13 protein-coding genes are annotated in these 13,328 nt (G+C 44.1%); all 13 read left to right on the top strand.

All coding sequences use genetic code 11. The annotated features are described in order from the left end of the window. Positions 1-4 precede the first annotated feature (4 nt). The 13 genes from NV381_RS11725 (at position 5) to NV381_RS11665 (ending at position 13,321) form a co-directional block, all read left to right on the top strand. Entirely contained in the window at positions 5-982 is a 978-nt protein-coding gene (locus NV381_RS11725; RefSeq protein ID WP_258213467.1) for an ABC transporter ATP-binding protein, read from the top strand. A gap of 51 nt (positions 983-1,033) precedes the next feature. Further along, a complete protein-coding gene (locus tag NV381_RS11720; RefSeq protein ID WP_258213466.1) occupies positions 1,034-2,884 on the top strand; it encodes a S9 family peptidase in 1,851 nt (616 codons plus the stop codon). Between the two features lie 241 nt (positions 2,885-3,125). Beyond that, complete coding sequence (locus NV381_RS11715; RefSeq protein WP_258213465.1) at positions 3,126-3,935, top strand: Fpg/Nei family DNA glycosylase; 810 nt, start codon at positions 3,126-3,128, stop codon at positions 3,933-3,935. Positions 3,936-3,980: 45 nt separating this feature from the next. Continuing rightward, a complete protein-coding gene (locus tag NV381_RS11710; RefSeq protein ID WP_258213464.1) occupies positions 3,981-4,832 on the top strand; it encodes a deoxyribonuclease IV in 852 nt (283 codons plus the stop codon). Between the two features lie 84 nt (positions 4,833-4,916). Continuing rightward, a complete protein-coding gene (locus tag NV381_RS11705; protein ID WP_379374675.1) occupies positions 4,917-5,267 on the top strand; it encodes a cyclic-phosphate processing receiver domain-containing protein in 351 nt (116 codons plus the stop codon). A 15-nt stretch (positions 5,268-5,282) separates the two neighbouring features. Beyond that, complete coding sequence (locus NV381_RS11700) at positions 5,283-6,053, top strand: ABC transporter ATP-binding protein (RefSeq protein ID WP_258213463.1); 771 nt, start codon at positions 5,283-5,285, stop codon at positions 6,051-6,053. Beyond that, positions 6,053-7,084, top strand: coding sequence for an SAM-dependent methyltransferase (locus NV381_RS11695; protein WP_258213462.1), 1,032 nt, complete (start codon positions 6,053-6,055; stop codon positions 7,082-7,084). The genes NV381_RS11700 and NV381_RS11695 overlap by 1 nt, the downstream gene beginning before the upstream one ends. 21 nt (positions 7,085-7,105) lie before the next feature. Next, positions 7,106-7,738: a class I SAM-dependent methyltransferase gene (locus NV381_RS11690; protein WP_258213461.1), complete on the top strand. Its 633-nt coding sequence runs from the start codon at positions 7,106-7,108 to the stop codon at positions 7,736-7,738. A 61-nt stretch (positions 7,739-7,799) separates the two neighbouring features. Beyond that, positions 7,800-8,297, top strand: coding sequence for a pantetheine-phosphate adenylyltransferase (coaD, locus tag NV381_RS11685; protein WP_258213460.1), 498 nt, complete (start codon positions 7,800-7,802; stop codon positions 8,295-8,297). A gap of 184 nt (positions 8,298-8,481) precedes the next feature. Beyond that, a complete protein-coding gene (locus NV381_RS11680) occupies positions 8,482-9,738 on the top strand; it encodes an ATP-binding protein (protein ID WP_258213459.1) in 1,257 nt (418 codons plus the stop codon). A 346-nt stretch (positions 9,739-10,084) separates the two neighbouring features. Continuing rightward, on the top strand, positions 10,085-11,221 hold the full coding sequence (locus NV381_RS11675; RefSeq protein WP_258213458.1) for an AAA family ATPase: 1,137 nt from the start codon (positions 10,085-10,087) through the stop codon (positions 11,219-11,221). Next, the gene (locus tag NV381_RS11670; protein ID WP_258213457.1) at positions 11,208-12,431 is read left to right on the top strand and encodes a CpaF family protein; all 1,224 of its coding nucleotides are present in this window, start codon (positions 11,208-11,210) and stop codon (positions 12,429-12,431) included. The genes NV381_RS11675 and NV381_RS11670 overlap by 14 nt, the downstream gene beginning before the upstream one ends. Before the next feature lie 44 nt (positions 12,432-12,475). Further along, positions 12,476-13,321: a type II secretion system F family protein gene (locus NV381_RS11665; protein WP_258213456.1), complete on the top strand. Its 846-nt coding sequence runs from the start codon at positions 12,476-12,478 to the stop codon at positions 13,319-13,321. Positions 13,322-13,328: the final 7 nt, after the last annotated feature.

The raw sequence follows: 13,328 nt of genomic DNA, 5'->3' as shown, positions 1-13,328 counted from the left end.
TAGCATGAATCAAACGCCCCTGCCGTTATTGGAGGTTAAAGGGTTAAAAAAACATTTTCCGTTTAAACAAGGCTTATTCAGCACACAAAAAGGTTCCGTACGCGCCGTTGACGGTATTGATTTGTCAGTATACCGCGGAGAGACGCTTGGAATTGTAGGCGAGTCCGGATGCGGTAAGTCTACAGCTGGACAGCTCATTCTGCAGCTCATAGAGCCAACGGAAGGGGAAGTATGGTTTGAGGGAAAACAGATGACCGTCCTATCCAAAGAGGAGCTGCGCAAAGCTCGCCGCAATATGCAAATCATTTTCCAGGATCCGTATTCCTCACTTAACCCGCGGATGAGCGTGGAAGATATCGTGTCTGAGCCTTTGGTGGTACACGGTCTTTATAAGGGTGCAGCATTAAAAGAAAAGGTTATAGAGCTATTGCGGCTGGTCGGTCTCGATACACATCATCTTTCGCGCCATCCCCACGAATTCAGCGGCGGACAGAAACAGCGGATTGGAATAGCCAGAGCGCTTGCGCTTAATCCGAGTCTGATCGTTTGCGATGAAGCGGTATCAGCATTGGACGTATCCATACAATCACAAATTTTGAATTTGCTCAAAAAGCTGCAAAAGGAATTGCAACTGACCTATATTTTTATCGCTCATGGCTTGCCGGCGGTCAAACATATCAGTGACCGTATTGCAGTTATGTATTTGGGCAAAATTGTCGAATTGGCTGATCGCGAATCTTTATTCTCTCATCCGAGACATCCTTATACACAAGCACTGCTTTCAGCTGTTCCAGTCCCTGATCCGACACAACGGAAAGAACGTATCATTTTGCAGGGTGACTTGCCGAGCCCTGCGAATCCGCCCAAAGGCTGCAGCTTTCATACACGCTGCCCTTATGTACAAGAATTGTGCCGCAACATAGCACCCATTTTGCAGGAACAAGCGAGTGGCCATGCAGCTGCCTGCCACTTCCCGCTATAATGGGGTATCGGGGCTTACGCCTAATAACATTCGGTAAGGAGTTCAAAAACGATGGAAAACAATGAACATACAGAAGACAACAGCACGCTCCAAGCTTATTTAAACGTAATATTGGCTTACCAGCCGCAGGTAGTGCCTCATCGAAACCGGGTTACATTTATAACGAAAAAAACGGGATTACCCCAGCTTTGGAGTTGGGATGCAGCTGAGTCGAGCTGTAAGCAGGTCGTACAGCTGCCGGATCGGGTGATGGCCGTCAAGCATTCTTCCTGCGGCTTCAGAACAGTTATAGGCATGGATCACAAAGGAAATGAGAAGCAGCAGCTGTATATGTTGGACAACGAGACGCTGAATGTGCAGGAGCTTGTCTTCTCCCCGGAGCATTTCCACCATCTGGGCAGCTGGTCTCCATGCGGAAAAAAAATCACCTTCTCCAGCAACCGGAGAGGTCCCGGTTTATTTGATCTTTATGTGCTGGATGTGGAGACGAAACAGTTGGAGGTCGTCTACCGGCACGAGAGCAAGTGTGTTCCTCTCAGCTGGCTGCCAGATGGCTCTGGACTATTGTTCGTTACTGACGAGACGAGTATCTCGCAGCATTTGTACGTACTTGATCTTCAAGATGGAGGCACCCGTCGAATTGGTTTGGAGGGAGCGGGGGTTTATACTTCCGTACAGCTCTGTGAGGATGGTACAGGTTACTTTATCACGAATGCCGCTGAAAACACGATGGCGCTGTATTGTTTTTCCGCGGATCGAACAGGAGCGGATTTGCTCTGCCATATTCCCGAGTGGGATATTGAGGAGGCCAAGCTGTCACCCGATAGAAGCCGAATTGCGTATACAGTAAATGAAGGCGGCATGTCGGTTTTATATATGTATAATTTGGAAAGTGGAAGCTCAGAAGCAACTAAAGGGCAGCCGAAGGGCGTTATACAATCTTTGTCCTGGTTAAACGAGGAGCAGCTCGTTTTTGCCCTCAAGAGTCCAATACAGCCAGGAGATGTCTGGTCCTATCGGACAAACGACACATCGTTCCAGCAGCTTACTCATTTCGGTGCGGCGGAGAGTATCGCGCATTTACTGCGTGAACCTGAGCTTTGCACATTCAAATCCTTTGACGGTGTTGAAGTTCCGTATTTTTATTACAGACCCGATTCATCGAGGTATACAATGGGGCAATCCAAATCGGAAGGAGCAGCGCTGACGGCCCAAAAGTCACCAACAGTCGTTTACGTACATGGCGGGCCGGAATCGCAAATTCGCTTCGAGTTTCAACCGGTCATCCAATATTTGGTTGGAAAAGGGTTTAACGTTATTGCACCGAATGTTCGCGGCAGTATGGGCTACGGCAAAAACTATTTGAATCTCGATAACAGACGGAAAAGGATGGACACAGTCGCGGATTTGGCAGAGATGGTGAAGGATCTTGGCCGCTTCGAGGAAATCGATACAGCCAACATTGGCATCATGGGACGGAGCTACGGGGGATTCATGGTACTCGCTGCGCTCACGCATTATCCTGATTTATGGGCAGCGGGAGTGGATATCGTAGGGATAACCCATTTCCGTACCTTTCTGCAAAATACAGGCGAATGGCGCAGAAAGCTGCGCGAATCGGAGTACGGTACGCTCGCTGACGATTCTGACTTTTTTGAGGAAATCGCGCCATTCAATCATTCGCATAAGATCAAGGTACCGCTGCTCATCTTTCACGGACGCAATGATACACGGGTTCCGGTTACGGAGGCCGAGCAGTTGTTCGCGGATATGCAGGCTAGAGGTCAAGAAGCCGAGCTGGTCATTTTCGAGGACGAAGGGCATCAGACAGAGAAAATGGAAAACCACATCGCAATGAATTCGAGAATCATTCGCTTTTTCCGTCGTCATTTAGAAAAATAAAGCTGCATATTGTAAAATGAAAATCCTCTGACGCCTGTATTGGTGCAGAGGATTTTTTGTGAAAGAACGTACGCGGATATGGCTGGAGTTGTTTGTGGAACGATCTATTTCAACGCATACTGGGATAAAGCAGCCAAAAATTGGTTACATATAGAAAGACAAGTGTTACCAATTCACGAAGTTAGGTTAATTGGTACACATAAGAGTCTCTTATTCATTATGATAAGGAGCCGAGATATGTATGCCAGAGCTACCGGAAATGGAAAATTACAGGCTTCTGCTGAACCCGAGAATTACCGGCATACCGATATCAGCAGTTGAAGTCGGTAGAGAAAAATCAATTAATACTTCAGTGGAGTTTTTTCAGCAGCAGCTGATAGGTGCCTCCATTTACACGATTGAACGCAGGGCTAAGCATCTTTTGTTCCATCTTAACACGACTAAGGTGCTTGTGCTTCATCTTATGCTTGGTGGAATGATGTATTACGGAAGCGGCGATGATAGGCCGGAACGGACTGTACAAATAACCATAAGCTGGGGAAACCGTCATTTATTTTTTATTGGATTGAGGTTGGGGTATTTGCATTTATACGATGTATTGGATGTCGAGAGGCTGCTGCTAAAGCTCGGACCTGAACCTTTGGAGCCAGAGTTCTCCTTCAATGATTTCGCCCTATTACTGCAAAGGAATCGGGGAACCTTAAAGTCAACATTAGTTGACCAAAGTGTTATTTCTGGAATTGGCAATTGTTATTCCGATGAAATATGTTTTGAAGCGGGATTGCTTCCGTCACGTCGCTGCCAGCAGCTTCACCAAGAGGAGCTGGAACGTCTATTTCTTTCTATGCTACACGTGCTCCAGACCGCTGCACACCAGGGTGGTTATATGGAAATGCCGCTGTTCTCCGGTGATCATCTGACGGGCGGGTATGATAGCCAATGCAAAGTATACGACCGGGAAGGAGAGCCCTGTGTGCGCTGCGGGCGTCCTTTGGTCCGGCAGGATGTGTCGTCCAAGAAGTCCTTTTGCTGTTTGAACTGTCAGAGCTAGTGATTGAATTGTGTCTGAAAGAGCATTGGGAGGTGGGAAGAAACGATGAAAATAGGCTGTCATATTAGCATACGCAAAGGTTATGAAGAAGCAGCCAAAACTGCGATTAAGCTGCAAGCGGGAGCATTTCAATACTTCTCCAAAAACCCGCGAAGCTTGATCATTAAGCGCTGGAATGCCAAAGATGCCGAAGCTTGCTTCTCGCTGTGCCGTGAGCAGGGCGTTCTTTCGATCGCACATTCACCCTATCCGACCAACCTGGCCTCTGAGGATTCCGAACTTCGTCATGCAACCGTTATGTCATTGCGCAACGATCTGGAGATTGCCGAGGCTTGTGGTTCCGTAGGCGTTGTGGTGCACTTTGGCAAATATAAAGGCGGGGATACGTTACAAGGCTATAAAAATATTATACAATGTTTACATGAAGTGCTTTCAGACTGGCAGGGCCAAGCCAAGCTGCTTATTGAGAATCAAGCTGGAGAAGGCACGAGGATGGGCACCTCTTTGGAGGAGCTTATGCAAATTCGGAATTTGTCGGATTGCCGTGAGCATATCGGTTTTTGCTTCGATACATGCCATGCTTATGCTAGCGGTTTATGGCCATCACACCCGAATGGATGGGGAGAGCTGGCTGCTAAAGCCTCTTCACTTGGGTATTTTGATCATTTAAAAGCCATTCATATTAACGATTCGTTGTATCCCGGAGGTATGGGGAAGGACCGGCATGAGAATATAGGCAAGGGATATATAGGTGAGCTGCGGTTCCGTGAGTTTTTGCAATCACCATCCTTACGTGCTCTTCCACTTGTACTAGAGACTCCGACTCCTGCAAATGGATCACATGCTTCTGAGATTGAATTTATTCTTGAGTTGTCGCGCATCAAGGACGTTCAATGAAGTTAGTTTAATTCCGGTTACATAGTTCCAGACTTCATAATTTATGTGAGAATACGGCTTAATAGAGCTTTCTTTTGAAAAGAGGTGATTTCCATCATTCATGTTTATCTGGACGATATGAGACCTTGTCCCAAAGGATTTGTAGCTGCCCACAGCGCCGAAGAGTGCATTCTTTTGCTTCAGGAATGTGAGGTTGGTATTCTTTCCCTCGATTTTGATTTGGGTTGGGGGCAGCCTGATGGTTTGAATGTCGTACATTATATAGTTGCTGCGGGACGATATCCGGAAGAAATCTACCTGCATACCTCAAGTCTAAGCGGCAAAAAAGCTATGTATCAGCTGTTGTACCAGAACAAACCTGAAGGTGTACAGCTAATTAATGGGCCCATGCTTTATGATACACTACAAAAGATTTCCAATACTGTACAAGAATAGGTTGTGATCCTGCACATGCAAGTTTTATCATTGAAAAATATTCATTTTGTCCGCGAGGAGCGGGCGATTTTATCCGATATTGAAATTCAGGCCAACTTGGGTGAGCACTGGGTTATTCTCGGCAAAAACGGTTCCGGCAAAACGACCATTTTGGAACTGATTAACGGGTATCAATTTCCAAGTCGCGGTCAAGTACAAGTGTTAGAGCATACATACGGTCAATGTGACGTAAGAGAAGTGCGTAAAAAAATTGGCTACATCAGTCAATCCTTATATGAGAAGTTAAATCCGGCGGATCCCGTTTGGGAGGTTGTTGCTACCGGTGAGTATGCATTTTTGCGGTTTTACGAGGAAATTCCTGATGAGGTTCGACAAAAGGCATTGCGTATGCTGGAAGAGGTAAGACTGCCGCATCTAGCTGATCAAGCACTAGGTTCATTATCTCAAGGTGAACGCAAGAAAATCATGCTGGCTCGATCGCTTATGACTAATCCCTCGATTCTTATTATGGACGAGCCCTGCTCAGGCCTTGATTTATTCGAGCGGGAAAGGCTGCTGGAGACGGTGAACCGACTGGGGCAACAAAACATTACAGTTTTATATGTAACCCATCATATCGAAGAAATAATGCCGATGTTTACTCATGTGGCGCTTATAGATGATGGAAAGCTTATCGCCTCGGGCCACAAAGAGGATGTATTGACAGAAGATAATTTACTCAAGGCGTTTCAGGTTCCGGTATCGTTGGAATGGTTCCAGGGACGGCCTTGGATTAAGGTGCTGTAATGATAGTAGATACGGTAAAAAGCAGCGTTTTTATTGGAACAGCGAACCATGGCTTCGGACAGCAGGCACAGGAAGAAATTCGGCGTTTGTTTGGCAACGAGGCTAAATTTAGTCATGTGGTGCCTGCCGAAATATTTCTATATTCCTTGCCTCTTGGAAAATTGGATGCGATAAGCAAGGTGCTGGAGCAGGAGCCTATGTTTCTTCGTCATATGCAGCCTGTGGATACTGAGCTGGACTGGGATGGCTCCATAACGTCGCTTCAGACTTGGATTAGCGACAGCTTTCAACTGGCTGAGGGGACCAAACTCGCGATTCAAATTCGTAAGACGGAGCAGACATCGCAATTGTCAACAGGCGAATGTAAAAAGGCTTTGGACAGTGTTTTGATGGATGCTTATGCAATTGTGCCGGTTGCCAAGGATGCGGAGCTTATCTTGTCGGTCTATTTGACACCGGAGAGAGCGTATGCCGGAATTTCCAAGCCAACAGACAATTTATCCGATTGGTCGGGTGGGGCTATTCGTTTCCGTAAGGAGGATGGTCAAGTATCTCGGGCCAAGTTCAAGCTGCTGGAATCAGAAGTAGCGTTTGGTCTTGATTTCACACAGTATCGATCGGCAATTGATATTGGCGCGGCGCCGGGTGGATGGACGTCCTTATTGCTGGAAAGAGGAGTTAAGGTCACTGCGATTGATCCGGCCAAGCTCGATGCAAGTCTTCTTAAACATCCGAATCTGACATTTCATAAGAAAAATGCAAGTGATGTGTTACTTCAGCCAGATTCTTTTGATCTGCTCGTATGCGATATGAGCTGGAGCCCACGCCAAATGGGCAGACTCGTAAAAGGGCTGCTTCACGCACTTCAAAGTGGAGGAACTGCAATCATTACGGTCAAGCTAATGCATAAAAAGCCGTTTCAAACCGTTCGTGAGCTGCTGGAGGATATTGAGCCTGAGCTGAATTTGCAGAAAGCGAAGCAGTTGTTTCATAATCGGGAGGAACTGACCTTGTTTTTTATCAAATCCTGATGACGGTTGAGGGAGGACTTTATGCAGAAAGAACAAAATTATTGGAACCAAGTATTTGCTGAAATGGATAATGGCAAGCCCGTTTATGATAACTGGCTGGACAAGCATACGTCTCTATTGGAGCTGACACGCAATATTCCTGTTATTGATCTGGGCTGTGGCGTTGGCTGTGACACTCTATATTTAAGCGAGAGGGGATTTCGCGTCATTTCATGCGATTTGTCAGAGGAAGCGCTGCAGAGGGTTCAGCAGTATGTGCCTAATGCGGTAACCATGCAGGTAAATCTGTTGGAAAAGCTTCCATTTGAATCGAATAGTGCTATGACCGTTATCGCCGATCTAAGCTTGCATTATTTTTCCTGGTCTGATACTGGGTCCATCCTTGCGGAGCTGCAGCGTGTGCTGCAGCCTGGCGGGAACCTGCTGTGCAGGCTGAATTCCGTCCATGATGTGGATTTTGGAGCGGGTCAGGGAATTGAGATCGAACTTAATTATTACGAGCATGAGGGGCGCCGGAAGCGATTTTTTAATGAGGATCAAGTTGATCATTTGTTTGAAAAATGGCGTGTCGTTTATAAACAGGAGGCCGTCATGACTCGTTATAGGCTGCCTAAGCAATTATGGGAGATTGTCGTAACTAACACAGATGTATAGTTGAGCAGCAGGAAGCTGAATAAACCATTAACCGATTACATCGGAGAAGGGGAGAATTCAAATGAAAGCCGTTTATGCGGGAAGCTTCGACCCTATTACATTAGGGCATTTATCCGTTATTGAACGTGCCTTAAAGCTGTTTGAAAATGTGCATATTATTATCGCTAATAATCGTTCGAAAAAACATTATTTTTCATTGGAGCAAAGAACGGAATTAGTGAAGTCGTCTGTAGACAGTGAGTTTTTAAATCAGGTAAATATTGTCCCGTTTGAAGGTATTGTTGCTAATTATATAAATGCTCATCAGATTGATGTAGTCATTCGGGGGATTCGAAATGCAACGGATTTGGATTACGAACTCCAGATGGAGCAGTATATTCGAAATACGACTTCCGCGGATACGATATACTTATCACCTTATACGCCTGATATGCTGACAAGCAGCTCGCTGGTGCGCATGTTTTTTCAATCGGCTAAGTCAGAGCTTGCTCAAAGATATATGCATCCGGTAGCGTATCGCAAAGCAATTGGGTATTTGAAGGAAATGAACCAATCATAAACGTTTATGATATTGGCTATCCAAACAGCTCATTCCTCTTAGAGGAACGGGCTGTTTTTGTTTTGTTTATTTTCAAATATACATCTGTTCACAGAAGGAAAGCAGCCAAGATTGTCGAATGTACAATTGACGCATTTTGGAAATGGAAAACAAAAAAATAGCTTAAGCCGGAGGCAAGTCATCTATGTTAAGTTATTTCAAAGATTTTATCGTCAATATATTTTTTATCTTTTCTCCATTAGTCTTTTACCCGTATATATATAGAACCAAAAGCAGAGTGCCGTTATACAAATTTTTATTGTACATCTTGTTTTCCGTTGCCTTAGTAATAACGATGTCTTTCCCGCTCAATATAAATGGAATGGTATATGATTTCCGCTCCATCCCTATTGTGCTTGGTGCACTATATGGAGGCCTTGAGGTCTCTATTTTATTGTTTGTAACCCTTATCACATATCGGCACCTATTGGGAAGTCCAGTCAATCTGCTGTATAGTGTAGCGTCAGTACCCAGTTTTACAATGCTTGCAGTCTCCTATAAAAAATTCGTTAATCTCAAGTTATATCAAAAAATTGCAGCGGCAGTCATTTTATGTACATTTTTTAAATTGATAACGAATCTAATTTATTATCTTCTTACTCATAGGATTCAATTTTTTTTCAATAGTGTGATAACAACTATAGAGACCTATTTGTTGCAGGGGCTCATTATCGGCATATGCGTATATTTAATAGAATTTTTGAATAAATACTTTCACATGCAAGAAGAAGTTGTAAAAAGTGAAAAAATGAAAATCGTTAGCGATATGGCTGCATCTGTAGCTCATGAGATTCGTAATCCGCTTACAACGGTGAGAGGGTTTATCCAATTGTTTGGAGCACAAAATTTAGGAGAGGAAAAGAAGCTCCTTTACCAGAGAATTTGCTTGGAGGAATTAGATCGTGCACAATTAATTATTACAGATTATCTTTCTCTTGCTAAACCGGATCCTGAAATTATTGAGAAGATGAGTATAAAGGACGAAATTAGCTATATGTCAAATGTTCTCCTAACTTATGCAAATTACAATCATATAGAGATAAAAGAAATTTTATCAGAAAATGATGCGCTCTATATTGTTGGAGACCGGTATAAATTTCGACAAGCGTTAATTAATATTGGCAAAAATGCAATTGAGGCCATGGACAGTAAGGGTGTTTTAGAAATAAAGGCCGTTAAAATCAACCATAATGTTGCAATTATCATAACCGATACGGGGGTGGGAATGACGTCTGAACAAATCAAAAGACTCGGAACCCCTTATTATTCAACAAAAGAAAAAGGAACAGGTCTCGGTACTATGGTATCGTTTGGTATTATTAAAAAAATGAATGGAAAAATAGATATTAAAAGCGAAGTCGGTAAAGGCACCCAATATACATTAATATTTGCAGAGGCATAATCAAACATAATATTCCAAAATAGTTGATAATTCCTTATAATGTGCTATAATTCTAAGTAATATTAATAGAACCGCAGGCGGAAGCACCGCTGATCAAGAGTATTTCTTGTTCAGTGAGTGCTTTTTTTGCGTTCCTATTTGAGGAGGCGATAGGTTATTACAAACCAAGTTAAAGCTGCGGTCGTGCTGGCGATACTATCGGCAGTTCTGATAGGCAGTGGACTTTTGCAATTAAAGGGGATGATGTGAGCATCAACGAAAGCATGACCACCGCTTTTAAGGTATAGTGCGGGAGCTTAGGGCTCGTGAGAATGCTGTCAGATAAAGGGGGAGGGGCCGGGAGGATATGTCTAAGATGAAGCTCGTTTTACTGGAGCAGGATAGTTATTTTATCGATATGATTTCTTCGTACATCCGGACTTCAGATTATGCAGAAACTTTTACAATGAGTGTGTTTACAACGAAGGAGCAAGGATTTTCTTATATTGGACGTACTCAGGAGCTATATATATTGCTTGTTAACGAAAGCTTTATGCCGCTCCCGGAGCTTGTGTTTCGTCAACAGCATGGGTGCCTAATCCTATTAAGTAATACACGGGTCCAGGCGGATATTGTAGAGTATCCGGTGCTTTGCAAATATCAACCGTTAAATCAGCTGTTGTCTCATATTGTTTCACATTTCAACGAATTTACTACGAGTAGGATGCTTAAGGGGAACCGAAGCTCCGAGGTTATTGCTGTATATTCTGCTGTGGGAGGCAGCGGTAAAACATTAGCAGCGGTACATCTGGCGAGAGAACTTACTTTTAAGGGAAAGAGGGTCTTTTACTTAAATTTTGAACAATTGCCTTCCCCATCATGGCTTAAGGAGGCAGGCGCAGAGAGTGAGAATTGCTTCTCCAGGATGCTTTATTATGGGAAAACGGATCCTCGTGTGCAGTCGGCGAAGGTAGAGCGTTATAAGCGAAAGCATCAAGCAATGGGATTTGATTTTTTTCCTGGTATATCGGATTCTGCCGAGATGTCTGAAATGACCGAATTGGATACGGAATCCATTATAAAGGCTGTGCTTGCAACAGGAGGGTATGATTGTATTTTGCTTGATCTCGATTCATCGCTTTATCCCAGAACTTTAGCCTCGCTTAAACTAAGTGATTCAGTTCTTTGGCTTGTTATTGATGATCGCATTCACTTGGAAAAAACGATGCTTCAGATACGGCAGTTAGCTGAAAAGGAGGTATTGTCTGCAAAAGAAGTTAGTCAAAAGCTGAGATTAGTAGTCAACAAGTATAGTGGTTCAATGAAGAATGAGGTTGCAGCACTTGAGTTTCCGGTTTTAGGCTATCTTCCTTATATTCCAGAATGGAAAGCGATTGGCACGATGGATGTACTGCAAGCGCGTGGCGTATTTAGCGAAAGCTTGGCTGCTCTTTCATGGCTTGCAGCTCGACAACAGGGAGGACAATCGAATGTGGTCGGATGAAACCGTTATGCTGTTGAAACAAACGATAAAAGAAAAACTGGATGTATCCTTTTCTGTTACAGACGGGCTGTTGATGGAGATGATCGAGCAGGAGGTATTCGGCTATTCGTTCGATGGATATTTAACAGCAGGGCAAAAACATCTGTTAGTTATGCGGCTCTTTAATTCGTTCCGCGGATTGGATGTACTGCAACCGCTAGTGGACAATGCGAAGGTGACGGAAATTATGATTAATCGTCATGATCAAATTTTTATCGAGCAGAATGGCCGCGTCGAGCTAACGGAAGTGAGGTTTGAAAGTAAAGAAAAGCTCGAGGATGTCATTCAGGCAATAGTTGCCCGAGTGAACCGTGCAGTAAATGAGTCCAACCCGATGGTTGATGCAAGGCTGTTGGATGGCTCTCGTGTTAATGTTGTACTTTCGCCGGTTGCCTTGGAGGGTCCGGCCATGACGATTCGTAAGTTTCCTGAATCTCCACTCACTTTGAACGATTTGATTGAGAAAGGCGCACTGACGGATGAAACTGCTTTGTTTTTGACAAAACTGGTAAAGGCTAAATACAACCTTTTTATAGGAGGAGGTACCGGTTCGGGTAAAACTACATTCCTGAATGCTCTATCGCAATATATTCCGGAAGATGAAAGAATCATTACGATTGAGGATTCGGCTGAGCTGCAAATTCGCACAGTCCCGAACCTTGTCCGGCTGGAGACACGTAACGCGAATACGGAGGGGAAAGGAGAGATTACAATTCGTGATTTAATTCGATCCTCCCTTCGTATGAGACCTAATCGAATTATTGTCGGAGAAGTGAGGGGGGCTGAGGCGCTGGACATGCTGCAAGCAATGAACACGGGACATGATGGCAGCCTATCCACGGGTCATGCGAATTCAACTGGCGATATGCTGAGCAGGCTTGAAACGATGGTGCTGAGCGGCGCCCCTCTGCCTGTAGAAGTGATTCGCAAACAAATATGTTCAGCTATAGATGTGATGATTCATTTACATAGGCTGAGGGACAAGTCTCGCAGGGTTACAGAAATTAGCGAAATTATAGGGTTGAAAGGTGGCGAAGTACAGCTAAATCCATTATTTCAATTTATTGAGAGAGGGGAGGACAAGGACGGTAAAGTTATTGGGGAGCTTCAAGCAACAGGAAACAAGCTTTTGTCAGCACATAAATTAGCAATGGCCGGGATGATGTTGTAATCCGATTCCAATAGGACTGTGCTTTGCCAGGGGAGGAAAGTCAGTTGACTGCTGTAGTTTTGATCATTCTGATTGGGGGAGTTTGCTGGATAGGTTTTTCATTCTTGAAAAGGAATCAACAGCCCCGCAGGGAGCTTGTTAATGGGAGTTTGATCCATTACAACGAGTATGTCATGACTTCTGGGCAAATTCTCATTTCGATATTAGCTGCCGGCAGCTGCTTGGGTATTGTCGGCTATATTTTTTACAAACATATCGGTGGCGCTTTGATCCTTTCATTGTTTGGGTTGTATTACCCTGTCATACGCCGAAAGGGATTGATACGCAAGCGCAAAAGCCAACTGCAGCTGCAGTTTAAGCAAGCTCTGGCATCTATATCTTCTGCGCTGGGTGCTGGCAAATCAGTAGAAACTGCATTCCAAGAGGCTTTGCTGGATTTGCGGTTACTTTATCCTGATCCTAGAGCGCTAATAGTTAAAGAGCTTGAAACGATAAACCATCGCATCAACAATGGTGAAACCATTGAAAACGCCTTGAAAGATTTAAGCGAACGTTCGGCTTTGGAGGATATCCAACAGTTTACTGATGTATTTATGACCTGCAAACGAACTGGCGGCAATTTGGTTCATGTAATTCGTCGTACCTCTTCAATCATTCAAGAGAAGCTGGATATTCAGCAGGATATTCAAGTTATGATGTCACAGAAACGGTTTGAATCCAAGGTTCTTGCGTTTGCTCCGCTTATTGTAATTGCTGTATTAAGCTTTAGTTCCCCGGATTATATGGAGCCGATGTACCAAGGCTCAGGTTTTTTAATCATGACAGTGTCTTTGATTATTTTGATCGGATGTTATGCAGTAACCAAAATGATTATGAACATTAAGGTGTGATGCACGG

Source organism: Paenibacillus radicis (ex Xue et al. 2023), from assembly GCF_024722015.1.
Classification (GTDB): domain Bacteria; phylum Bacillota; class Bacilli; order Paenibacillales; family NBRC-103111; genus Paenibacillus_S.
This window is presented reverse-complemented; position numbering and strand designations above follow the sequence as displayed.